At 59.7% G+C, this 24,900-nt stretch carries 21 protein-coding genes and 1 pseudogene; 19 read left to right on the top strand and 3 right to left on the bottom strand.

Going from position 1 to position 24,900, the window contains the following annotated elements:
* From QMG56_RS20775 to QMG56_RS20815, 9 genes and pseudogenes are all read left to right on the top strand, one after another.
* Positions 1-145 (top strand): annotated as a pseudogene (locus QMG56_RS20775) (UTP--glucose-1-phosphate uridylyltransferase); the annotation flags it as partial.
* A 109-nt stretch (positions 146-254) separates the two neighbouring features.
* A complete protein-coding gene (locus QMG56_RS20780; protein ID WP_281824596.1) occupies positions 255-1,391 on the top strand; it encodes a glycosyltransferase in 1,137 nt (378 codons plus the stop codon).
* A gap of 70 nt (positions 1,392-1,461) precedes the next feature.
* Complete coding sequence (locus QMG56_RS20785; RefSeq protein WP_281824597.1) at positions 1,462-2,202, top strand: methyltransferase domain-containing protein; 741 nt, start codon at positions 1,462-1,464, stop codon at positions 2,200-2,202.
* 356 nt (positions 2,203-2,558) lie between these two features.
* On the top strand, positions 2,559-3,908 hold the full coding sequence (locus QMG56_RS20790; protein ID WP_281824598.1) for a sugar transferase: 1,350 nt from the start codon (positions 2,559-2,561) through the stop codon (positions 3,906-3,908).
* A gap of 208 nt (positions 3,909-4,116) precedes the next feature.
* The gene (locus tag QMG56_RS20795) at positions 4,117-5,097 is read left to right on the top strand and encodes an SDR family NAD(P)-dependent oxidoreductase (RefSeq protein ID WP_281824599.1); all 981 of its coding nucleotides are present in this window, start codon (positions 4,117-4,119) and stop codon (positions 5,095-5,097) included.
* Between the two features lie 229 nt (positions 5,098-5,326).
* Entirely contained in the window at positions 5,327-6,490 is a 1,164-nt protein-coding gene (locus QMG56_RS20800) for a glycosyltransferase family 4 protein (protein WP_281824601.1), read from the top strand.
* On the top strand, positions 6,487-7,791 hold the full coding sequence (locus QMG56_RS20805) for an O-antigen ligase (RefSeq protein ID WP_281824603.1): 1,305 nt from the start codon (positions 6,487-6,489) through the stop codon (positions 7,789-7,791). Before QMG56_RS20800 ends, QMG56_RS20805 begins: the two co-directional genes overlap by 4 nt.
* A 14-nt stretch (positions 7,792-7,805) precedes the next feature.
* A complete protein-coding gene (locus QMG56_RS20810; protein ID WP_281824605.1) occupies positions 7,806-9,062 on the top strand; it encodes a hypothetical protein in 1,257 nt (418 codons plus the stop codon).
* Positions 9,059-10,165: an acyltransferase gene (locus QMG56_RS20815; protein WP_281824606.1), complete on the top strand. Its 1,107-nt coding sequence runs from the start codon at positions 9,059-9,061 to the stop codon at positions 10,163-10,165. Before QMG56_RS20810 ends, QMG56_RS20815 begins: the two co-directional genes overlap by 4 nt.
* 8 nt (positions 10,166-10,173) lie before the next feature.
* Here the strand turns inward: QMG56_RS20815 and QMG56_RS20820 are convergent, their stop codons facing one another.
* Both QMG56_RS20820 and QMG56_RS20825 read right to left on the bottom strand, forming a co-directional pair.
* Complete coding sequence (locus tag QMG56_RS20820; RefSeq protein WP_281824608.1) at positions 10,174-10,638, bottom strand: Rap1a/Tai family immunity protein; 465 nt, start codon at positions 10,636-10,638, stop codon at positions 10,174-10,176.
* Between the two features lie 31 nt (positions 10,639-10,669).
* Complete coding sequence (locus tag QMG56_RS20825) at positions 10,670-11,503, bottom strand: metallophosphoesterase family protein (RefSeq protein WP_281824610.1); 834 nt, start codon at positions 11,501-11,503, stop codon at positions 10,670-10,672.
* 260 nt (positions 11,504-11,763) lie between these two features.
* Between QMG56_RS20825 and QMG56_RS20830 the strand changes: the two genes are divergently transcribed.
* On the top strand, positions 11,764-12,696 hold the full coding sequence (locus QMG56_RS20830) for a glycosyltransferase family 2 protein (RefSeq protein ID WP_281824611.1): 933 nt from the start codon (positions 11,764-11,766) through the stop codon (positions 12,694-12,696).
* Between the two features lie 50 nt (positions 12,697-12,746).
* Here QMG56_RS20830 and QMG56_RS20835 read toward each other — a convergent pair whose 3' ends face one another.
* A complete protein-coding gene (locus QMG56_RS20835) occupies positions 12,747-13,874 on the bottom strand; it encodes a glycosyltransferase family 4 protein (RefSeq protein WP_281824613.1) in 1,128 nt (375 codons plus the stop codon).
* A 173-nt stretch (positions 13,875-14,047) separates the two neighbouring features.
* On the opposite strand from QMG56_RS20835, the gene QMG56_RS20840 reads away from it, so the two are divergent.
* The 9 genes from QMG56_RS20840 to QMG56_RS20880 all read left to right on the top strand — a co-directional run bounded on the left by QMG56_RS20840 (position 14,048) and on the right by QMG56_RS20880 (position 24,210).
* Positions 14,048-14,314 carry a hypothetical protein gene (locus QMG56_RS20840; RefSeq protein ID WP_281824614.1) on the top strand — a complete coding sequence of 89 codons (267 nt, stop codon included), beginning with the start codon at positions 14,048-14,050 and terminating at the stop codon, positions 14,312-14,314.
* Between the two features lie 4 nt (positions 14,315-14,318).
* Complete coding sequence (locus QMG56_RS20845) at positions 14,319-15,437, top strand: SGNH/GDSL hydrolase family protein (RefSeq protein ID WP_281824615.1); 1,119 nt, start codon at positions 14,319-14,321, stop codon at positions 15,435-15,437.
* A complete protein-coding gene (locus tag QMG56_RS20850; RefSeq protein ID WP_281824617.1) occupies positions 15,409-15,711 on the top strand; it encodes a hypothetical protein in 303 nt (100 codons plus the stop codon). The genes QMG56_RS20845 and QMG56_RS20850 overlap by 29 nt, the downstream gene beginning before the upstream one ends.
* A gap of 133 nt (positions 15,712-15,844) precedes the next feature.
* A complete protein-coding gene (locus QMG56_RS20855; RefSeq protein ID WP_281824619.1) occupies positions 15,845-16,501 on the top strand; it encodes a TetR/AcrR family transcriptional regulator in 657 nt (218 codons plus the stop codon).
* 215 nt (positions 16,502-16,716) lie between these two features.
* Positions 16,717-18,030, top strand: a complete 1,314-nt coding sequence (locus tag QMG56_RS20860) for an aromatic ring-hydroxylating dioxygenase subunit alpha (protein ID WP_281824621.1) — start codon at positions 16,717-16,719, stop codon at positions 18,028-18,030.
* 77 nt (positions 18,031-18,107) lie between these two features.
* Positions 18,108-20,402 (top strand): TonB-dependent receptor, encoded by a 2,295-nt coding sequence (locus QMG56_RS20865; RefSeq protein ID WP_281824623.1) that lies wholly within the window; start codon positions 18,108-18,110, stop codon positions 20,400-20,402.
* A gap of 11 nt (positions 20,403-20,413) precedes the next feature.
* Positions 20,414-21,160: a glucose 1-dehydrogenase gene (locus tag QMG56_RS20870; protein ID WP_281824629.1), complete on the top strand. Its 747-nt coding sequence runs from the start codon at positions 20,414-20,416 to the stop codon at positions 21,158-21,160.
* Complete coding sequence (locus QMG56_RS20875) at positions 21,157-22,263, top strand: nuclear transport factor 2 family protein (protein WP_281824625.1); 1,107 nt, start codon at positions 21,157-21,159, stop codon at positions 22,261-22,263. Before QMG56_RS20870 ends, QMG56_RS20875 begins: the two co-directional genes overlap by 4 nt.
* Positions 22,264-22,404: 141 nt before the next feature.
* Positions 22,405-24,210 carry a DUF885 family protein gene (locus QMG56_RS20880; protein ID WP_281824627.1) on the top strand — a complete coding sequence of 602 codons (1,806 nt, stop codon included), beginning with the start codon at positions 22,405-22,407 and terminating at the stop codon, positions 24,208-24,210.
* Positions 24,211-24,900 lie beyond the last annotated feature (690 nt).

A 24,900-nucleotide genomic window follows, 5' to 3' on the forward strand; every position in this document is an offset into this window, starting at 1 on the left:
GTTCCACGGCATGACGTTCAAGGGCGACCGCTACGATTGCGGGTCGAAGGCCGGTTTCATCGAAGCCAACTTCGCGCTCGCGCTGGAACGCGAAGACATCGGCGCGCATATCCGGGCCTTCGCCACGGAATTGCTGGCCCGCTGATAGCTTACCGCCGCTAAGCCAGTTCCCCGTTCGGGCTGAGCTTGTCGAAGCTTCTTCCTTGCGTCAAAGGAAGCCCTTCGACACGCTCAGCACGAAGGGAGGGCGACGTATGACAGCAGTATATCTCATCGTTGCCGCGCTTTGCTTCGCTCTCTTTCTGCACCCCTACATTAGCTTTCCGCTCACCCTGCGCCTGATGCGCGCACGGCCGGTGGTGCAAGACCCGAAGCTCCCCCGCCCCAGCGCCAGCCTCCTGTTCTCGGCCTATAATGAAGAACGCGCGCTCCCCGCCAAGCTGCGCAACCTCGAAGCGATCAAGGCGCTGCATCCCGATATCCAGATCATTGCCTATTCCGACATGAGCACGGACGGCACCCGCGACCTCCTGCTGAGCCGGCCCGACCTCCTCACCCTCGTCCCCTCGACCGAACGCACCGGCAAAGCCACGGGTATGCGCAGGATGGTGGCACAGGCGACGGGCGACATCTGCATCTTCACTGACGCCAACGTCATCCTCGCCCCCGAATCGGTCGCGCCGCTGCTTGATTATTTTCGCGACCCCGCCATCGGCGGTGTGTCCGGCACTCTGCGCTACATCAATGAAACGGATGGCGTCACCGCCAGCGTCGGCGGCCTCTATTGGCGGATGGAAGAAACCATCAAGGCACTCGAGTCGCGCTGCGGTTCGATGATGGGCGCGGACGGCTCGATTTTCGCCACGCGGCGGGCGCTGTATCCCGAAATTCCGGCACACCTGTTGGATGACATGACATCCTCCATATGGGTCATCCTAGAGACGTTTCGCCTCATCAGCGCGCCGGACGTCATCGCTTACGAGAAGAACACCACCGATCCGCGCGACGAGTTCCGCCGCAAGCGCCGCATCGCTTGCCGCGCGTACAACACACACCGCCACCTATGGCCGCACATCGTCCGATCCTTCCCCGCCATCGACATTTACAAATATGTCTCGCACAAGTTGTTGCGTTGGTTCGGCGCGCCGTTCCTGTTGCTGGGATTGCTCAGCGTCACGGGACTGTTGATTCATTGCGGCTATGGCCCGGCCGCGGCCATCCTCTGGATCGCAGGACTCATCGCCTTGACCATCGGTCGCGCGGCGACCGTCCCGCTCCTCTCCCCGATCAGCGAAATCCTGCTGTCCATCGGCGCGACATTCCTGGGCATCATCGACGCCCTGCGCGGCAAGACCTATCAGACATGGGCACCCGCCAAGTCCCGCGACTGACGCCACACGAAAACAGTCGAGATATGCGGCAAATCCATTATAGCGACGCCTCGTTCCGACGGAGAGCCAAGTGATTACCTTTCAGCGGGCATCGAAAGCCGCCATCAAATGGGCATCGTTCGCGACCCTGAAGCTGCGGGCGGCAACCGGCGCCAAAGCACGCTATAGCTGCCCCGCCTGCAAGGGCGATGTCGTCGGCTTCTTCCGCTATGGCGACAACGCCAGATGGGGCTGCCCCGCCTGCGGTGCGTCTCCCCGCCAGCGCCTCGTCTGCCACCTGCTCGATAGCGGCCAGTTGACCGTCCCTAAGGGCGCATCCGTTCTCCACATCGCCCCCAATGAAGCCGGTCTCGTCTCGCGCTTCGCCGCGCAAGCCGCCGATTACGTCCCCGCCGATCTCCACCCCGATGTCTACGACCTTCCGGGCGTGGTAGCGATGGACCTGATGCAGATGGACCTGCAGGACCGGTTCGACATCATCTACGCCAGCCACGTCATGGAGCATGTCGAAGACGACGCCTGCGTCCTTTCGAACATGTTCACCGCCCTCAAACCGGGTGGCGAAGCATGGCTGATCGTGCCTCTATGGGATCGCCCGACCGAAGATGGCCATATGGGCATGTCGCAACGCGAACGCGAAAGGCGCTTCGGACAGTGGGACCATGTACGGCAGTACGGGGCCGATTTCGCAGAACGAATCCGTAATGGAGGTTTTGTGCTCGATACCGTCGCCGCGCGCGATCTGGCCCCCGATCTGCAGCAGAAACATGCTTTGGACGACGTTATTTTTCGCGCGCGCAAACCGGCCTAGCGGGTTTTTGGGTCACGAAATATCCTTGTCGGGATGCTCGCTCAACCTGGTCGACCAACAAACTACGTAGATTACCGAAGACGAAATGTGCCCATCCGACAGATATTTGGGAAAAAGTAAGTTTTCGCCCGTAACGACTGATCCAGAACCTTACCCGCTCTGTCGCAACACGCTGTTTTCTTTCTGTGTCACGGCGAAACACGAAAACTGTTCATCATACCGCAACGCAGCATCTGCTTGTGAGGCGGCGTAAATTTTAGTAAATGTCGGCTTAGTGTCGCGTCCATGCCTATGGGGCCAAGCAAACAGTCAGAGGTCGAGCGATGAATGCCCCATATCGGATGGAGCGGCCAGGGTTGGTAATAGCGACCAAACCGGCGGAAAAGAGATTGCGGCGTATCAGCTTGTATTTCGAGCTGATGGCGCTCGATACGCTCGCCATCGCCGTCGCATTTTTCCTGATTGGCCTTATCCGGGTCGAGACCGGCGTAATTTCCGGCCTGCGCCTCTCCCTCATGCTGATACCTATCTATATCGGCTATGCCATTCAGGGTGAGACATTCAGCAGCACGGCCCTGCTCACTCCACGCGTAAATGCCGCAAAGGCGCTGACGGCTTTGTTCTACGCCGTCATTACGGTCGTATTCTTCCTCTTCGCACTGGGTACGGCCGACACCGTCTCGCGCCTGACCTTCGGCGCCGGGTCCGTATTGTCGGCGATATTTCTGGCGGCAACGCGCTTTGCCTTTTGCCGATACGCAACGCAACGACTCGAAGGCGCGCCGATCAACGAGCTGCTCATCATCGACGATGTCGAACTGGATTGCCCAAAAGCACCCCACATGGTGTCGACCAAGGCGATCGGGTTCGAACCGGATCTGGGTAACCCTGAAATGCTTCAGCGCCTCGGGCTGCTGGTCGATGGGTTTGAGCGTGTCGTCGTCGCATGTTCGGCGGAACGTCGGACACGGTGGACGATGCTGCTGCGTGGCGCGAACATCAACGGCGAAATCGTCGCGCCCGAATTCGATTCCACCGGGATTGTGGGTATCGGCCTGTTTGGTGGGCACGATACGCATATCGTGTCGCGCGGCCCTCTCAGCACAGCCAATCGCGCGAAAAAACGCGCACTGGATTTGTCGCTGACAGTGCCTGCTATCATTGCCCTGACCCCGCTGTTGCTGCTGGTTGCGATAGCCATCCGCCTCGACAGCCCCGGCCCGATTCTGTTCAAACAGAACCGTGTGGGCCGCGGCAACCGGCTGTTCCAGATCATGAAGTTCCGCAGCATGCGCGTCGAAACGTCAGACAGCTCGGGCAATAGATCCGCCTCGCGGACGGATGACCGCATCACGCGCGTCGGCAAATTCATCCGCTCCACCAGCATCGACGAACTGCCCCAGCTTTTCAACGTACTGATCGGCGACATGAGCCTGGTCGGGCCGCGTCCCCATGCGCTGGGGTCGATGGCGGGCAACCAGTTGTTCTGGGAAGTCGATCACAAATACTGGATGCGCCATTCGCTCAAGCCCGGCATCACCGGACTGGCACAGGTGCGCGGCTATCGCGGCGCGACGGAAGTGCCAGACGATCTCATCAATCGCCTCGGTGCCGATCTGGAGTATATAGAAAGCTGGACGCTGGGACGCGAATTGATCATCCTTGCGCGCACCTTGGGTGTCGTGGTGCATCGTAACGCATTTTAATGTGCTTGGGGGAATAGCGATCATCATCCAATTCGGTTGAGTTATCGGATGGTGAGGCTATGCTGCGCCGCAGCAAGGACGTTGGCAAAACAGGAGCGATTCAGTGGTGCATCTCATGTCGGCGGCATCATGCCTCAATCGGCTCTTTCCGGGGCTGAGCGAAGCGATTGTCATGCCTGCCTTGCCCCATGAACGGATAGGCTGAACCATGACCGCACCCATTTTGGTAACCGGCACTGCGGGTTTCATTGGCCACGCCACCGCGCATCGCCTGCTCGAACGCGGTGAGACCGTCATCGGTATCGACAACGTCAACGACTATTACGAAACATCCCTGAAGGAGGCCCGCCTCGCCACGTTTGAGACGTGCGCCGGGTTCACCTTCCATAAAATGGATGTGTCGGACGCCGAAGGCATCGCCGCTCTGGTACGCGAACATGGCATAACGCGCGTCATCCATCTGGCAGCGCAGGCTGGCGTGCGTTACAGCATCGACAATCCCTTCGCCTATCAGAAATCGAACCTCGCCGGCCACCTCGCGATCATCGAAGCGTGCCGCCATGCGAAGGACTTCGTCCACTTGGTCTATGCGTCGTCCAGTTCGGTGTATGGCGACAAGCCGATGGGCGGGAACGGCTTCACCGAGGATGAGCCTGCCGCCAGCCCGGTATCCCTCTATGCTGCCACCAAGCGCTCCTGCGAGTTGATGAGCCAATCCTACGCCTCGCTTTACGGCTTTCCGCAGACGGGCTTGCGCTTCTTCACGGTCTACGGCCCCTGGGGTCGGCCCGACATGGCCTATTTCGGCTTCACTAACAAAATCATGCGTGGTGAGCCGATCGAAGTCTATGGCGAAGGGAAAATGGCGCGCGATTTCACCTATATCGACGACATCGTCGATGGCATCGTCGGTGCGCTGGACAATCCGCCCGCGACCGGTGAGCACCGCGTCCTGAACATAGGCGACAGTCATCCCGTCGGCTTGATGGAAATGATCGAAACCCTGGAAACGGCCATCGGGCACAAGGCTGAGAAGATCATGCGCCCGATGCAGCCGGGTGACGTCACGGCAACCTATGCCGACGTATCGAAGCTGCATGCGCTGACCGGATATCGCCCTAAAGTAATGTTGGCCGAAGGGCTGGATCGCTTCGCCACATGGTATAAATCCTACTATCGGTTGGGTTAAAGTAACACATCCGAAATGGTTTCGATCAACCTGTCAGGTGTAACCAATACGTTTTTATTCAATCTATTATCGTGCGCAGGCTTGCGCTTTTAAAGAATTGGCGTCATCCACCGTTTTGGATACTATCCTACATTGCAACCCGCGATTTCTTGACGGTTTGGAATAGGACATCGGGCGCCGAATCGCCGATCAGTTACGTCGAGCGGGTTCGACACCTTGGAGGATGTGGGTGCCGGGCAAATCTGTTGTTTTCTTTGCTTCCCACGCGCACGGGGGCGTACGCGAGTTGTGGACCAATCTCGCGGAAGGCTTTCATGAGCTTGGGTATTCGGCACAGTTGGTAGGACTCTATCCCTTGCCCTCCATTGTGGAGCCTCCGACGAACATTCTGGCATGGTCTTACGTCATCCCCGGTACGCCGTCGGGCATAAGCGGCAAGTTCCGCATGCTTAGGGAACTGGCGCGCTGGATGCGGCGCGAACGACCGGAACTTATCATTTCCTCCATGCCGGCGGCCAATGTGCTGGTGCCGTTCTTCGCGAAGATATTCAACCCCCGGACGCGCGTGATCGTGTCCCATCACTCACCAGCGACCGTATATAAGCCGAGCCTGAACTTCCTCGATCGCTTTACGGGCAGCGCGCGAAACGTGGCCGCTATCGTCAGCGTGTCGGACACGGTCAACACGACGCTCGACGGCAAGCCTGCCCTTTACAAGGCTAAGCGGTTGACCATTCACAACGCCATCCCGCCGCGTATCGAAGATTTGCTGGAGCGACTGCGGTTGCAGGCGATCGATCGGCCGCATGGCCGGCGTGTCGTCGTATGCGGCCGGCTGGAATGGCCGAAGAATAACGAGATGCTCATTCGTGCCATCGCGCTGACCCGCGATGTCGAAGTCGACATGCTCGGCTGCGGCGCGGACGAAGACACTTTGCGTCAGATGATGGTCGACCTGCGCGTCGATGACCGGATGCACATATTGGGCAATCGCGATCGCGAAGAGGCGCTGACGCTCATGTCGATGGGCGACGTCTTCGTACAGGTCAGCCTGTTCGAAGGGCACAGCCTTGCGCTGATCGAAGCAGCAAAGCTGGGGCTGCCGCTGATCGTGTCCAACGTGCCGAGCCAGGTGGAAGGCATTACCGCCAGAGATGGCACGCGCTGCGGCATCGCCGTCGATCTCGACGACGATGCAGGCCTGGCTACAGCAATAGAGTCTATCCTCAACGACCCCGCGCAACGCGCATTGTGGAGCGATCGCGCTATGAAGCTGGCCCGCGAACTGACCTTCGAAAAAATGATTACCGACTATGTTGCGCTGGCCGATCCGTTGACCAGCAATGCCAGCCTTTTGGCATACAGAAACCGCACTGCAGTTGCCTCGTCATGAAACTTTTCACTTCAGATCAAGCGATGGCTACAGAAACGGCACAACTGCCGATCCGGCGCGGCCCCCTGCTGCTGGCGTGGGTCATCCTGATCATATTCTGCCTCCTTGGTCCCTTCATGTCCTACAGCGGCCTGCCCGGCACTGGCGAAGGCAGCCCGGTACGTCAGGCAGGCTATCTGACGGTATTCGGGCTTGCCATCTACGGCAGCCGACCGCTGGTCGATCCCAAAAGGCTGCTGGTGGTGCCCATCGCCATTTGCGTCGCGCTGCTTTGGGTGTGGCTGAGCATAGCCTGGGCGCTGGAGCCCGGCATCGCTTTTCGCCGTGCGTTTCTGACGACGACGATCATCTGGAGCATCTTTGCGATTGTGCGGCGTGTGGGCGTAGACCAGCCGTTGATGATCGCACGTGCGCTTCTGGTGGCGCTCCTTCTCATCAACATTGCGGTTTCGATCCTTTTCCCCGAAATGGGCGTCCACTCGGTCAATGAACCTGCTGACAAGGGATTGATCGGCGACTGGCGCGGGATCATGACGCACAAGAACTTCGCCGGTCCGACCGTAGCGATCCTCATCCTCATGTTCCTGTTCGATGCACGCCGTATCCCGATGGCCTTGCGTATCATCGTCATCGCGGCGGCCAGCTATTTCCTCTACCGCTCCGGATCAAAGACATCGGCAGGCATGGTGGTATGCGCGATAGCGATCGGCGCGCTGTTCCAATATTACAAAGGCCGCGCCAAGGGCTTCATCATATCGCTGACTGCCTTGGCAGGCATTGCAGGCGCGGTTGCAGTCTACATCTACAAGGATCCGCTGAGCGGCAACTTCACCGATGAGCGCTCCTTCACCGGCCGCCCGCTCATCTGGAAAGCGCTTGTCGACTACTGGAGCGACAACCCGTGGCTCGGATCGGGTTATGGGTCTTTCTGGAACATCGGCCCGCAGGGACCGATCTATCGCTATGCCACCGGGTGGGTCACCGAAGTCGCCACGGGACATAATGGTTTTCTCGATTTGCTCGCGACCGTTGGCTTGCCCGGACTGGTACTGATCGTGATCGCAACCGTCATCGTTCCGATTGTCACGTTGATCCGGAAAGCCGATACGAACGCCCCGCGCAATGCGCTGATCGTCTCCATCCTCTTTTTCTGCATCGGGCATAATGCCACGGAAAGCACCTTGTTCGATCGCGACGGCATACCGCAGGTTTTCCTGATGTTCGCCATCGCTGCCATAGCGGCTATGGACAGCAACCGTTTTCCCAAGGCTAAACGTCCCTCCGTCTCGCGCGCGCCTTAATCGGCGACGAGGGGGTGGAACGCATCTGGCGATATGCACTGGCTTCGGCAGGGCCGATTGCTTCTGCCGGTGCCCAGTTCCTGCTGTCGCTGGCGCTGCTCCGGCTCCTCCCCCCGCGCGATTTCGGCAGTTTTTCCTTCCTGCTCGTCATCGCCCAACTGATGCTTGGTATCTGGAGCGCGCTGTTCTGCGCGCCCTTGCTGATCGCAATGACGCATCGACTTATTCAGGATCGGGAAGCCACCAAGGCAGCGATCCTGTCCGTCAATCTGCTGGCTGCCTTCATGGTAGCGATTCCCATTGCGGCTATTGGCTTGGCCATGAAACTGCCCATCGGTGCCGCTGCGATGTTCGCGCTGTATACCAGCACAACATTGGTGCGCTGGGTAGGCCGGACCGACGCCTTCGCGCGCGGCCTGCCCGTGAGAGCGATGGCTTCGGACATCGCTTATGCGGCGGCGCTATTGTTGGGAATCGCAATCATTACGATATCGAAGCAAGTGAGCATTGGTGCCAGCTTCGCCATTCTTTTGGTATCTGCGCTCATCGGCTTATTGCCTCTGGGACGGCGCTATCTGTCGGCACAGTTTGCCCATTGGCGCTGGCCGGACTTCTCTGCGTATCGGGAAACCTGGCGGCAACATGCGTCCTGGTCGCTGCTGGGCGTGGTAACGACAGAGATCACCGCCAACAGTCAGGTCTATCTGGTGACCGCCATTTTCGGCCCCGCTGCCTTCGCGCCAATCGCAGCAACTGCCTTGCTGATCCGCCCCTGCAGCGTGGCCGTCAACGCCTTGTCCGAATATGAGCGGGCGCAAATGGCGCGGTCGATCGGCGAGGATAATGCGGCGGGGGCGCATCGTTCACTCATCGGCTTTCGCTGGATGCTCGGCATAGTCTGGGTCGCGACGGCGCTGGCGACGGCTGCGTTGCTGATCTTCGGACCGCGCCTGTTGTTTCCCGCACATTATTCCCTGCAGACATTGATCGTCGGCGCCTCCCTATGGCTGCTCGTCGCGGCTGTCCGATTCGCTCGTGCACCCGAAAGCAGTCTCCTTCAGGCAGGCGGTGCGTTTCGCCCACTGGCCTTCGCTTCCGTCTATTCCTGTGTCTTTTCTATCCTTGGCGTATTGATCCTTCTGCTTGCTTTCGGCCCCCTCTGGTCGATTCTGGGCACGTTGCTTGGGGAGATCGTCTTCGCCGCATGGACGTGGCGTGAGGCAAGGCGATGGGTCCATGGGCAGTCCAAGCTGCGGCAGAGCATCGCGTGACTGCTCCCGCCGCACCGCACCGGCAGGATATTCAGGGATTGCGCGCCATCGCGATCCTGCTCGTCCTTGTCCACCACGCCCGCCTACCCGGATTGCCCGGCGGGTTTCTGGGCGTCGACATGTTCTTCGTCATCTCCGGCTATCTGATGGCGGGATTGATCGACAATCGGCTCAACAGCGGCATATTCACGCTCAAGGATTTCTACGCTCGCCGCATCCGGCGCCTGTTCCCGGCCGCCTACGCCACTCTCACGCTGACCGCTCTTGCCGCCCCATGGCTGCTCGACAGTGTGGAATATGGCAAGTTCGTCAAGCAACTGGCCGGTTCCTTCGCGTTCGTCGTCAATGTCGTGCTGTGGAAACAGACCGACTATTTCTCCACCGCCGCCGAACTCAAACCCCTGTTGCATATGTGGTCGCTGGCCGTGGAGGAGCAATTCTACCTGACCTTTCCGCTGTTGATCGCGGTGATGGGTGGCAGGACGAAACTGCTGATCGGCACGTTGATCGCCATTTGCGTCGGTTGCTTGGTTTGGCGGCTGCATATCGTGCATTATGGTGCGCCGTTCGGTTTTCACCAGTCAGACAACAGCCTGCATCCCTACACCTATTGCGCGAGCGATGCGCGAATGGACAGCATCGCTTATGGTTGCCTGACTGCGGTGCTTTTCCATCGGTTCGCCTATCGGTTGAAAGGCATGTTCGCATGCTGGTCGGCGATCGGTATCGCCGGAGTGCTGGTCATCGTCTCGCTTATCCTGCGCGACGCGGATTTCCGCGAAACCTATCGCTACAGTCTTCAGGGGCTGGCGATGGTGTGCCTGTTCTACGGACTATTCGGGGACAGCGCGGGTCTGGCCGTGCGGCTTCTTGAAATGCCCGTGATGCGGAAGATGGGTGTGCTGTCCTATGGCGCCTATCTCTGGCATCTTGAGCCGGTGAACGCCTATTACTGGTGGTCGGGTACCAAGATGATGGCGGCCGACACCACGACCAAACTCATCATGATCGTGGTGGGCTTTGCTTTCACCTACGCGATGGCGCAGCTATCGTTTACGATGACAACGCCGCTGCGTAACCTGCGGTCACGCTTTCATAGCTAAGCCTTAGATCAGGGCTTCGGCGGAAGAGGCGTGGCAGGCGACGGTTCTGGCTCGCATGGATATGTCTGCTTGAGCGACACCACCACGACTGACGCCGCCTGCCCGGTCCGGTTGGTGGGATAAGCCGACACGAAACCGACGAATGCGCGGCGCAGATCGCTTTGCGATTGCCCGGCGGGTGGGCAGAATTCGCGAGCGTTGAGCCAGATTTCATAGGCTTTCATCGCATCGCGGACGCCGGCGATATAGGCGAAGCAATAGGATGTGCTGGCCGAAGACGTTTCCGAGCAGCGATCGACGAGCGCACCGGCGGAGAGATACCCCATATCGGCAGCATTATCGGCACCCTTGGGTGTCACCGCATTGGGCGTCGGGGTGGCCGGTTGCGCGGCAGCCGGGGGCGCGGGGGGCAATGGCGCGGCGGTGTCTTGCGGTGCGGCCGCGAGAAGGAGGCCCAAAACAGTGCTTATCATAGTGCAGTCCGCTGCCTTGTAGGTACCGATATCAGGATAGCTGGCCTTCGACCGGCGTGGCATCCACTGCGTCGGCGCTACCCAACTCCAGCGGCGCTTCGGTGGAGATGATCTGACGATCCTCCCCTTCCAGATAGAGCGCCGTCAAGATGCCGGTGCGATAGGCGCCCGTATCGATGCCGATACGGTTGCCGCGCATCTCGACATCGGTCGACACGCTGTGGCCGTGAACGACCATGACGCCGTGATCCAGCGGATCTTCCAGAAACTCGTCGCGAATCCAGACGAGATCGGCGCGCTTTTGTCGCTTAAGGGCAACGCCGGGCCGGATACCGGCGTGACAGAAGAGATAATCCCCAGACCGTGCAGTCAACGGCAGATGGCGAATCCATTCGATGATGTTCGAGGGGATAACTTTTAGCAGGTCGTTGACGGCCGCGCGCTGATCGTCGTCGCGGTGCGGGGGTTCGACGCCATAGCTGCGGATCGTCGCAGAACCGCCGATGCGCATCCAAGCACGCAGCATCCCCGGCTCTCCCGCCAGCGCGCGCAACATCAATTCCTCATGATTGCCGTGCAGGACAATAAGCCGACCCGTCGTCTGTTGGACCCCGTGCAGATAGCGCAGGACAGCCGCCGAATCCGGGCCGCGATCGATCATGTCGCCCAGCACCACGATATGCACCGAGCGCGCAGGCGGCAGCGTAGCAGCATGTCTTTCGATACGGGCAAGTATATCCTTCATCAGGTCGAGCCTGCCGTGGATATCCCCTATCGCATAAATGCGCTCGCCTTCCGCCGTAGACGGGTTTCCCGAACGTGCCTTGAGCAGTCGACCGAAATTAAGCAACTTTACCCTCTTCAAGCAGGGGCCAGCCCCCTAAAGCAACAACGCAACATCGATAAGTCGACACGCGATCATGCTGATTAAAAACCGAAATGGTGCGAGTCCGCTACCACGACCAACCTTTACTCCATATTAAGCGACAAATTATGTTGCAGCGCAACATAATTTGCGTAGGCACGTTGTTGGAACAGCCGTGATGTAAGTTTTACACCATTTCGGATTAGGATGCGATACGCGGGATGCAGTGTTGGCATCCAAGCAATACGGAAACGGAATAGATGCCGATCGTAAGTGCAGTAATACCGACGTTCGGGCGTCCCGATCTGGTGAAACGCGCCATAGAAAGCGTCCTTTCGCAAAGCCTGTGCGATCTGGAGGTGATCGTCGTGGTGGATGGTCCCGATCCCGCCACGGAAACCGCGCTGGACAGCTTCACCGACCCCCGCCTGCGCCGGATCGTGCAACCCGATCAGCGCGGCCCCGGCGTGGCGCGCAATACCGGCGCGCTGGCGGCGACGGGACAGTGGGTGGCGTTTCTGGACGACGACGACGAATGGTTGCCGACCAAACTGGAAAAGCAGCTTGCCATGCTGCCGCAGGACGGGAGCGTCGATCCCGAATGCGCGGTCCTCGTCACGTTAACGCGGGTAATGACGCCGCAGGGGCCCTTCGTAAGACCGATCCAAGGCTATGCCGGGGATATACCGCTTGACGAATGGATGTTCGATCGGCGGTCCTGGCTGAAGGGTGGGCAAAGTTTCCTCCAGACATCGTCTTTCATGTTTCCGCGCCCGATGTTCGACAGGCTGCAATTTGCCGACTCCCGCTTGCACGAAGATTGGGAGTTAATGATCCGCGCGGTGAAGGAACAAGGCTGCACCTTATTGACTGCGCCGGAACCGTTGGTCGTCCATTATGTGGGGGAGGCAAGACCGTCGCTCAGTCGCGATGGGGCATGGGAACGGTCGCTCGCATGGGCCGACCGCATGGGAAGCCTTTTGACGCCGCGGGCGTATGCCGGTTTCTGCTTGTCCGTCGTCGCGCAGGATGTTGCCGCGAAGCGCCAGTGGTACGCTTGCCTGCCGTTGCTGCGCGCAGCATTTCAGAAGGGAAAGCCGACCGCGCGGCAACTCTTTGCCTTCATCCTGTTATGGATTTTGCCCGACGATCTGCGGCGGCGGATACGTGCAAAGGTGCAGGGCGAACGGTAAGCCCCCTAAATACGCGCCGCCAGCGCGAGATACTGAGCACCAATCGCCTGTCAGGATCGAACATCCAGCGTATGTTCCAAGTAGCGCTGCGCCTGCATGTTCCAGGTCGCGGTAGGCGTGGCGAAGAACGCCGTAATGGCTGCCTCGACGTTTCGTGCCGTCACCGGCTGCGCAATCGTGACCGAAGGCATCCCTTCCGCCATCAATGCACCGATTCCCCCTGCTGCGGAGGCAATGACCGGACGCGCATTGGACGCCGCCAATAACGCGACCCCGCTTTGCGAGTGGAAGTCGGTATAGGGCAGCAGAAGAGCGTCCGATGCCGCCAGCACATCGCGCAAGGCATTGTCGTCGACATAGCCCAGCCGCAGGTCAATCACATCGGGCGCACGCGCAGCGCATTCTTCGATAGCGCGTGCATAGTCCTGCTCCTCCTTGTGCACGCCCCCCGCCACAACAAGGCGCACCGGCACACCGGCAGCATGGGCCGACAGCACGCCCTCCATGCCTTCCAATATACCCTTGTTTCGCCGCAGCGTGCCAAAAAGCAGCAACAGACGATCGCCCTGCAACGGCTGCGGATCGCCCATCACGAATACGCCATGTTCGATCACGCAGACAGGCGTAGTCAGGGTAGGAAACGCCTCCGCCATTTTGGTGCGGGAGGGTTCGCTCAAGACGGCGACGGCCGACGCCAGACGATAACAGGCGCCGTGCGTCCCACGCTCCAGCCAGCGCAACGCAGCAGGCAGTTTCCAAGCGTGCGGCAAGGGATCGTGCGCGATAAAAATGATGCGCGCTCCAGTCAGGCGCAGTAGGGCAAGAGCCGGGACCGAGACGATCAACGGGTCGGGGATCGAAACGATGAAAACGCGGCATGTCATCCGCGCCCGCAAAAGGAACAACACCGACAATGCCATACGGGATAGCGAGCGGACGATGTTGGAGATCCGCCCCTGCCCCGGCTGTTCATGCGGCGGCACCAATCGCCTTAGACGCGGTCGCGGTTCTTCGAAGCGGGCGTCCTGCGCGCGCGGCGCGACGAAAGTGACGTCACCCCCCTTGTCAACGATACCCGCTACCAGCTCCTGAGCGAACAGCCCCGCCCCCGAGGAGCGCCACGCGCGGGTATATATGCAGAGCCGCTGCCCCTGCTCCGCACTGATCGCTTCGCTCATAGACCGACGATAGAGGCATGGTCGCGACCGTGCAACGATCAAGCAGACCAAACACGAAAATTTTTGGCAAATTTATTCTGTCCTACATAACCAGATGGGTTTTAGACGGAGCCGGTCGAGGATGATTTCCCACATCCGCTTCATGCCTTCCCTCTCTTTCAGGAGACTCATTCATGGTCGATATTTTTGCCAGCTATCAGGACGCCGAAGGGTCGCCGTCCCGCGCGCCTTATCCAATCGTGCCGCATGACAGTAATGCACTGCCGCTCATTCCCAAGGGCATATATGTCGGCGGCGGCGGAGACGTGACGTTGCGCGGCGTGGATGGCAGCGCCGATGTCATTTACCGGAATTTGCCGGACGCCAGCTACATCGCGGTGCGCGCCAGTCATGTCCGGGCGACCGGCACCACTGCCTCCGCTCTGATTGCGGAGGCCTGAACCCATGCCCCGCACTTCCGGAAGTCTGGGCGGCCTGTCCAATGCCGCTCTTGCCAAGGCCGCGCTGGCGGCCACTACGCCCCTTGGCGCGTCGATCGGCGACAGCATCGCGACCGCTGATTACAACGGGTCCGATCGCGTCACCCTGCCCCCCGCCCCAACCAATATCCTCAAAAGCGCAAAGGGCATCCTTACCTGGGCGCTGATCCTGTGCGGACAGCGGGTGCAGGTGCCGACCACGACGAACATCTGGGGCTTTCCCGGCGAAACGACTGCAACGATCCTGACCAACCTGCCCGCATTTCATGCCCAGATGCCCCGCAAGCCGGCCTTCATGTATGTGCATTGCGGTACCAACGATGTGAAGGACGGGCTGTCGTTCGAAACGATCGTTGCCAATTGGGAAGCCATCGCACAGTTCAATGCGCAGCGTAACTGCCGCACGATCTTCGCGCCGATCCTACCGCGTACCAGTGGCTTTTCGGCACTGTTCACGGCGGCGCAGTTTCAGGTGATGGACCGCTGTAATCGCTGGCTCGCGCGTTTCGCTGCGCGGGCGCAGGGCATGGTGGCGGTCGCTTCGGCCTGTTTGCCGGATATTGCCGACCCGGCATCGGTCGGTGCGCAACCTCGTGCGGGCTATACCTATGACGGGACGCACCCGGCGATTGCAGGCGGTTATTATGCGGGCAAGGCTGTCGCCGCGATCCTGCGCACCTGGTATCCGCCCATCGATCTGCTCCCCCGGCAACAATCTGGCCTGGTCGAGCGGACTGACCCACGCCAGCTATGTGCAGAACCCGATGATGGAAGGCGCCAGCGGCACGGTAACTACGCCGTCCTCCGGCACGATCAGCGGCACCGCGCCAACGAGCTGGACAGCAGCGATGTCGAACACATCCGGCCTGACGGTTGCCCATACTCAGGTGGCGTCACCCCTTACGGGACGGCGGATGCACCAGATGACATTCGGGGGCAGCTATACGGCCAGCGGCTTTACGGCGGCGGCGTGGGGGCCGTTCGGTCGATTGTTCCAGAACCCTTCCACGGCGTCGCTCGCGTCCATCGCGGCGGGCGATACTATCGAAGCACTGGTGGAGTTCGAGATCGACGCAGGCAATAACTGCATCGCCTTCCCGCATTTGCAGATGCGCTGGAAAGGCGGCAGCAATTACAACAGCGACCTGCAACTGCCCGACCTAGTCGGCGGTCTGCCCAGCGAAGCGATATCGGGCGTGCTGCGCACTGCGCCGCACAGCTATGTGGCTGGTGAAATGCCGCTGGCTGCGGGGGAAATCACCCATAATCTCTACGCCTATCTGCGTGCGGAAAACGGCAGTTATACGCCATCGGGTACTATTCGGTTTGGGCGTGCGGTGATTCAGAAAGTCGATTGACCCCGTCCGCCAGCAGCGGCGCGACACCGATGCGAGCGGACCGGCATTGCCGGTCCGCTTCGTTCTCATGGTGGGAGCCATCATACAGCTTAGGCTTTTGCTGTGGGCCGTTTTACGGCTAAGCGGGCTCGATATGGCGACACGCAATTCCCCCAAAGGAGCCGAAACCCGGAAGGCTATTCTCGATGCCTCCGAAATCCTTTTCGCCCGACATGGGTATCAAGGCACGGGACTGCGCGACATCGCTGCGCAGGCTGGCGTTCGTCAGAGCCTTGTCCACTACCATTTCGGCAACAAGCACGAGATTTTCAGCGCCGTGGTCGACCGCAAGCTTGGAATGCTTGTCGAGATCATAGCGCAAAGTTTTGCCGATGCCGATGCGGCGGCCCCGGCAGGGCTGAACCCCGAACAAACCGTATCAGCTTTCGTGCTGCCCTTCCTGACGATTGCAGCAACGCCGGATCATGATCTGCGTCACTATGTCATCATGACATCCCATCTCATGAGTTCATACCGGATGCCGGAATTACGCCCGGTGTTGCAGAAGCTGAGCGCCGTAAGTGTCTTGTTCGAAGAACGGGTGCGTGTCCTGACTCCGGATGCGCAAGCCAGCGATATTCTGGCCGCGATCTATCTGATCGAATCGGCGTTGATCTTCATGGTTCAGGATCCGGGTTTTCTGGACGATCTGACGCGGGATCATCACTCGGTCGGCGGTCTGGAGGACATGGCGCGTCCGGCCATTCGTTTCTTCAGCGCAGGCCTGGAGCGCCTGACCAAACCTCACTGATTTGACAGGTTGGTCGATCGACCAATTTAGCTATTGTCTCTTCAACAGTTGGCAGATGACGACCAGCGACAGGAGAGGCATCGTCGAAGCTGCATGGCTCCGATCATTCCATGCCTGATCTTGTCCCGATCATCCTTTGCCGCGTGAGCCTTCACCCCTGCGGGTGACCTCCTATCGCGTTGGGACACATGATGAATCGGCCGCAATTGCATCCTTTGACGATAGATGGCCGCGACGCATCGCACCTGCGCGGCGATCCGATCACCGGGGACCGCTATACCTCTCGCGATTTCATGCAGCGCGAATGGGACCACATGTGGACCCGCATCTGGCACGTCGCGGGCCGCACCGCTGAACTGGAAGAAGCGGGCGATTATATCGTCCACGATTTCATGAACGAGTCCGTCTTCTGCGTGAAACAGGCGGATGGCAGCATCAAGGCGTTCTACAATGCCTGCCGCCATCGCGGCATGCGGCTGGTCAACGACAGCGCGGCAGCGACGCAATTTCAATGCCCCTATCATGGCTGGATCTGGGGTCAGGATGGCGTGCTGGCCTATGCGCAGGACGCACATGATTTCCCACAGGGCGATCCATGCGGCAAGCTGAAGCTCAAAGAACTGCGCTGCGATGTCTGGGGTGGGTTCGTCTGGTACACAATGGACGACAATGCGCCTGCGCTGCTCGACTATCTCTCGCCCATGCCAGAGGTATATAAAAATTATCCGATGGATACGGCGGTTCGGGTCTTCTGGATGAAGGTCGATCTCAACACCAACTGGAAATTCGCGACCGACAATTTCAGCGAAAGCTATCACACGCGCACCGCCCATCCGCAGGTGCCGCCCTGGATCGATCAGGATGTCGATACCGCACGGCATGAAATGTACCCCAACGGCCATGGGCGAACGGTGCAACCCATGCGCCCCTCCCTAAGCGACCGGCTGCCCGAAGGCGCGCCGCATCCGTTCGATTATATATTGCGGCAGTGGGACATCGATCCGGACAGCTATCCCGATTACGAAACCAAGGCGATGCAGGGATGGCTCGACCTGAAAGCGGCCAAGCGGCGGCTGTGGAAGGATCGGGGCTATGTTCACTACGAGCATATGTCGGATGAGGAGATCACCGACAGCCCGCATACGGTGATGTTTCCCAACGTCACGATATCCTTCCTGCCCGACAATCTCATTTTCTTCCGCACCGAACCGCATCCGACCGATCCGAACAAATGCACTTTCGACTTGTGGTGCATGGCCTTTCCGGTGGCGGGGCAGACCGTCGTGGAATCGATCATGGCCGGTCCCCAGCCTTTGCGGGAGGCGGAGATGGAGCATCGCGCATTCGACAACGGCCGGGGCGTTCCCGAAATCGAGGGGCAGATCGTCTATCAGGACATGATGCTGGCCGAGGGTCAGCAGCGCGGAATGCACTCGCGCGGGTACGATGACGCCTATCTGACCGGACAGGAAACCCGTGTGCGCTTTTTCCACGAAGTGCTGAACGACTACCTCGAAGGACGTCGCTGAAAGCGCCCACTGAATATCTCCGGCAAGCGCAACGATGCGTGCCGGCACACCATAAACAACGATCAGGGAGATGGATTATGACGCTTGCAGGAAATGTTGCGACAAAGAGCGGCGCGCTATTATCGACGATCTCAGCGATGGCGCTGAGCATAAGTGCCGCAGCAGCGCAGGAAGCGCCCGCTGACCCGCAAGCGGCATCCGATCAGTCCAGCGGATTGCAGGATATCGTCGTCACGGCGCAGAAAAAGTCCGAAAACCTTCAGAGCGTGCCTATTTCCGTCACGGCCATCGGTGGCGAAAGTCTGAGCAACGCGCAAGTGACGTCGCTGCAGGCGCTGCAAGGCACGATCCCCAATGTGCAGATCGACAATTTCGCCAACACGCCTCAAACCGCCGTCTTCACCGTGCGCGGCATTGGCGTGATCGAGCCTGACCCCTATGCAGGCAACACCGTGTCCATCGTTGTCGACGGGATACCGCAGTTCTTCAGCATGGGTGCTTTGCTCGACCTGTACGACGTCGACCGCATCGAAGTGCTGCGCGGCCCGCAAGGCACACTGTTCGGGGCAAACACGACAGGCGGCGTCGTCAATGTCGTGACCAGTCAACCCACGGGCGAATTCGGCGGCTTCATAAAGGGCGCTTATGGCAATTACGACCGCTTCGACATCAGCGGGTCTATTGAGGCACCGCTGGTCAAGGATGTGCTGTCCCTCAAGGTCGCGGGCATTCATACGCAGCGCAAGGGCTGGGTTACCAACGTCGTTGACGGGTCTGACATGGGCCACAAGAATCTGGATGCCGTGCGGGCTTATCTGCGCTTCACGCCGGGTCCGGACTTCGATGCGACGCTGCAGGGCGAATATGTCAACGCGCGCAACGGCTCCCCGATCGTCATCAACGGCTCCTACCGCGGTGAGGCGATCTTCGAAGAGCCGGGCTTGAACGGGATGTACACCAGCCCGTGCATCAGCGGCGGGCAATGTCAGGCTCCGGAGAAATATCTCGGTGCGAACAACAGCGTTCCCGACATATCCAACATGGATACCTATAGCGGCGTCCTGACCATGAATTATCGCGATACGCCCATTGGCGATCTGACATCCATCACGGGCTACAAGCATTTCACCTTGCTGGAATTTACAGATCAGGATGGGACGCCAGCGTTCAAGAACGATACCCGCCGCCGGACCGAGGGATGGCAGTTCAGCCAGGAAGTACGGTCCAACATACAGGTCAACGATGCCATCGACCTGATGATCGGCGGCTTTTACCTCAAGACCCACTACGACCATATTCAGGCCTATCGCCTGCAATTTGCTGCACCGGGACTGCTGCAGATAAATACGCAGGATCAGGACAATTATTCCCTGTCCGGCTTCGCGCAGACATATTGGCAGGTGACCGACAGGCTGAAGTTACAGGCGGGCATAAGGTATTCGCATGAGAAGACCACCTCTGCGCCAACGCTGGAAACCAGCATCGGCAACCCTGCCGGAGCGAACTACACCAGTGACGGCAATTTCATAATCGGGTCGTTTACGACCGGCGGCACGAAAAGCTGGAACAATGTCGGGTGGAAGCTGGGCGCAGACTATGATCTGGGCCAGAACAAGCTCGTTTACGCAAGCTGGGCGCGCGGTTTCAAATCGGGCGGCTTTACCGGGCGTGTGGGCGTGCCGGCGGATGGCGCCAACCCTTTCAATCCTGAAACGGTCGATACATTCGAAGTCGGTTTGAAGGCGGACTTCCTTGATCGTCGTTTGCGGACCAACCTGTCGGTTTTCTACACCAATTATCGCGATCTTCAGGTGGCGCAGATCTATTTCGATCGCTCCACCAACACGCAGGGCAATCGCATCCTGAACGCGGGCAAGGCGGAAATCAAAGGCTTTGAATTCGAGACGACTGCCGTCCCGGTGGAGGGCATGACATTGCGCGCATCGCTCGCTTATCTCGATGCCAAATATAAGCAGTTCGACTTCGCCGATGCTGTGTCCGGGCAGTTGCTCGATCTGTCAGGCTTTCGCCTGCAAAATGCGCCAAAGTGGAATGCCTCGTTCGGTGCCAACTTTGTCGTCCCCGTCGGCAATGGCGCCGAGTTGGTGACCGATGTGAACTACGCATATACGGCCAGCAAATATTACACGGCGATCCTCGACACGCCCCGGTCGAAGATACAGCCGACCCATGTCGTCGACGGAACGATAACCTACTATCCCGCCGGACGTAGCTGGTCGTTGGGACTGTGGGCGAAGAACCTCCTCGACACCCGCTATCTTTCGACGGTGTACGACTCCCCCGGCTATGGCGGCATTGCCGGCTATGCCCCGCCCCGCCAATTTGGCGGCTCGGCCACGTTCAACTTCTGATCGGATATATGATGGGTCGTGTCGAAGGAAAGGTTGCCCTGATAACGGGCGGCGCATCGGGATTGGGAGCAGCCGACGCGCGGTTGCTGGCAGCCGAAGGCGCGAAGGTCGTTATTACCGATGTGCAGGGCGATATGGGCGCGGCAGCTGCCGCGTCCATTCCCGGCGCAGTGTTCTTGCAGCATGACGTGCGGGACGAGCAGCAGTGGCAGGATGTCGTCGCAAAGACGCTGGATCATTTCGGCAGACTGGACGTGCTCGTCAACAACGCAGGTCTCGTGCGCTTCGGATCGGTCGAGGACGCCGAATTGGCGGATTTTCGGCTCCAGATGCAAGTCATGGTCGAAGGCTGTTTCCTCGGTTGCAAGACCGCCATTCCCCATATGACCAAGACCGGCGGCGGATCGATCATCAACGTCGCATCTGTCGCGGCGCTCAAGGGGATCAGTAGCATTCCGGCCTATTCGGCGGCCAAGGCGGGGATCATTGCTATGACCCGCAGCATTGCGGTGCATTGTCAGGAACAGCGGTATCGCATTCGCGTCAACGCCATTGCACCGGGCGCACATGATACCCCGATGACGCAGCAGGCACTTGCCCAGTTACCCGCCGATGCAGCCGGTCTGGATCAGGTACATGCGCAGGGGCAAGGCCAGCCGGAAGATGTCGCGAACCTGGTTCTGTTCCTCGCATCCGAGGAATCGCGCCAGATCACCGGCACGCATATCGTCATCGACAATGGCGAGACGATGGGATGACCGGCACACCCACCACCATTGCCCAAATTGCCGATATTCAGGCCATCGCACAACGCCTTGCCCAGCATAGCCGAGGCGTAGACCGAGCGGACGCAGCGTTGCTGGCGGACTGCTATCATCCGGATGCGACGGTCGACTATCGCTTCTACGCCGGTCCGGCACAGGCCTTCGCCACGATCCTGACGGATGCCCAGCGGGGCCAGCCGGTTACGCTGCATCGCACGGCACAAATGTGGATCCGTCTCGATGGCGACACCGCACGCTCGGAAAGCTACGTCATAGCCTATGTGCAAGCGCCCGATAGTGACGGCGCGATGATGCAGCGGTTGGTATGCGGACGCTATCTCGACCGGCATGAGCGCCGCGATGCACAGTGGAGACTGTCCCACCGCACCTATGTGCTCGATACCAATGCAAACTGGCCGGGGAGCTGGGAAGCGAGCGGGCTTTCTCCGTTAAGCGCGCATGTTCCGACAGGGGGTCAGGGGTCCGCCGATACGGGCATCGCCCTGCTGGCGTTGGCCGCTGCACGGAACCGACAGGATGGATCAGGAAACCACGACATGAACACGCAGACCGACACGGTATCGACGCAAGTGATCGACGAAGTCATTTCCCGGCAACAGATCGCCGATCTCACGATGGCCTATTGCCGTGGTGTCGACCGGGCGGACGTCGAGCTGCTGAAATCCATCTTCCATGATGACAGCACGGTTGTCAGCGGTGCCTTCAACGGCAACGGGCAAGAATTTGCGGGCGAAATTTGTCGTATCGTTGCGACAGTCTTCGAACAGACATTCCATTCCATCGCCAATCAGTGGATCGACGTGGCCGGTGACAGCGCCGTTGCGGAGACCTATGTCATCGCCGTTGCTTCGACATCGGGTGCCGATGCGGACAAGACCGAAACATTGACCGGCGGACGCTATATAGACCGTTTCACCCGTCGCGAGGGCATCTGGAAATTTGCCGAGCGCAGCTTCGTTTGCGACTGGACGCGGACCGACAAGAGCACGCGCCAGATGGACAGCGGCATGTACGCCCCGCTGGATTTGCAAGGAAGTCAGGGGCGCACGGACCCGATTTATCGATTCTGGAACTGAGCGCTCCAGGCACAGCATAGGGCACACTGCCTGTAGCGGAATATCGGCTAACACACCGATTTGTCTCGACAAAGCCAGTGGCGGACTGCAATCCTCTCTGTTCAGCAGTCTTGCCCAATCCATTCCGATCCAGGAGCACCCATGCATCGTCGTGAATTTCTCGCATCCGTCAGTGTAGCAACCGTCGTTGCCGCTGTGCCGCATTTCGCGAAAGCCTCTGGCGGCCTGCGCGATGCCGATTTGCGCGCGATGTTGGACCAGTTCTTCTACGCCCGTCTGGAAGATAATCCTGAGCAGGCAACGTCTTTGGGGCTGGATGTCGGCCCTCGTGCCGGGTTGAAGGCGAAGCTGGGTGACGCCTCCCGTGCAGGCCAGCAGCGCCAGTTCATCCGTGCGAAACAGGAGCTGGCCGCGCTTCGATCTATCCCCCGCGACACGCTTGGTGATGCTGCCAAGCTCGATTACGACATTGTCAAATATAGTCTGGAGCGCGTGCAGGCCGGTGAGCGCTATGATTTCGGTGCAAGCGCCGGTCGCTTTGCCCCTTATGTGCTGACTCAATTGACCGGCGGTTATCGCGACGTGCCGGACTTTCTATCCAACCAGCATCGCGTGGCAAATGCCAGCGATGCCGATGCCTATGTTCAGCGAGTGGAGGCCTTTGCAGGCGTCATAGATGCGGAGACCGAGCGACAGCGCCAGGATGCCGCTAAGGGCGTGTTCGCCCCAGACTATATTCTCGACACGACGCTGAAGCAGATCGCTGCGGTGCGGGACAAGGCACCCGAAGCGACTGGACCGGCGACCGATCTGGCCGCGAAACTTCAAACGGCGCAACTGCCGCCCGAGCGCACACAGACAGTTGCGCGCCTGATGCGCGAGCAAGTGTTCCCGGCCCTCGATCGGCAGCGCGCATTGGTCGCCGAACTGCGCGGAAAGGCCGTGCATGATGCAGGCGTGTGGCGGCTTCCGGACGGCGATGCCTATTATGCCGCTGCAGCAAGCGCGGCCACGACCACCGATATGACCGGGGATGAGATTCATAAGCTTGGGCTTGCACAAGTGGCCGAAATCGGCGCGCGGCTGGATGGCCTGCTCAAGACGCAAGGCCTGACCACCGGCAGCGTTGGCGATCGGCTGGTGGCGATGAACAAGCGGCCCGATCAACTCTATCCGAATACCGATCCGGGCCGGGAAGCTCTGCTGGAGCAACTACGCGCGCAGGTGGCGGCAATGACGAAGCGTCTACCCGAACAGTTTGCGGTGCTGCCCAAGGCGCCGGTCGAAGTGCGGCGGGTGCCCGAAGCGATCCAGGCAGGCGCGCCCGGCGGCTATTATCAGTCCGCCTCACTCGACGGGACACGGCCTGCGATCTATTTCATCAATCTGCGCGACACGTTCGACAGGCCCAAATTCGGCTTGGCGACATTGAGCTATCATGAAGGCGTGCCGGGCCACCATCTGCAAGTCATGTCCGCGCTGGAGAGCAGCGAGATACCGCTGATCCGGCGGCGTGGATTCTACTCCGGCTATTCCGAAGGCTGGGCGCTCTATTCCGAACAACTCGCGGACGAAATGGGCATGTACGATGGCGATCCGCTGGGGCAGATCGGCTATCTCCAGTCATTGCTGTTCCGGGCGACACGGCTCGTGGTCGATTCCGGTATGCATGTGAAGCGGTGGAGCCGGGAAAAGGCGACCGACTATCTGATCGCCACCACGGGCATCGCGCGCGGGCGCAGCCAGGGCGAAATCGACAGATACACAGTCTGGCCGGGCCAGGCGTGCAGCTACAAAATCGGCCATACGGTATGGACGGAGCTACGCGACGAAGCCAAGCGCAAGGCAGGAAAACGCTGGGACCCCAAGGCATTCCACAGCGTCCTCACCTTGGGTGCGATGCCGCTCACCGTATTGCAGAAGGTTGCGCGCGAACGAATGGCGTGAGCCGCACCGGCGTCATTGCATAATAGGGTTTACGTCTTCGCACGCCCACGGATCGCTAGCGCGATCAGCCGGTCCTTGCTTTGGAAAGCTTTGCGAAGCGTGCGCTGTGCCACATCAGCGCTCCGGCATAGTGTACGGACGTCTGAACCCCTCGATGCCCGCCTCGGCAATCATGCGCCAGCTTCAGTCAAACATTGCGGTAAAGCCATGGTCCACTGGCACATTAATCGTCGCGGCAGCAAGGATAGTCGATTGCGGTGACGACCGGTGCCCCCAACATTGCCGTCGTTCGCAGCGCAAAAGCCGCCGACAGTATCTGCCATACATACGGGTTCGGTCTGTGGGGTGTGGATGATAGGAAGGGGCGTTTTCGGAATCGCGGATCCCGGACACTATAAGCCGGACACTATAAGATGTTGAATTTGCGCTGTGAGTGGATTTGCGCTGCCATTCCATAACCGGAGGGGCAAACAGTCGTCGTAGCTTGTATGGGACCGCTGCTGCCAGCATAACACCGCGGAGATTGTGAAACATAATTAGCTTTATAGGCATGCCAAAGGTGTAGCAGCAACGTTCAAATGTCACAGTTGCGCAAAGTAGAGATGTCTCACTTGGGCTACCGTGCCCTCCGGCTGTTCGGAGGTATTGAGCATGGCGGTGTTGCGTATGAGTACCGAGGAGCTTTCGCGG

Origin of the sequence: Sphingobium sp. BS19, from assembly GCF_027925545.1 — a bacterium.
Classification (GTDB): Bacteria; Pseudomonadota; Alphaproteobacteria; order Sphingomonadales; family Sphingomonadaceae; genus Sphingobium.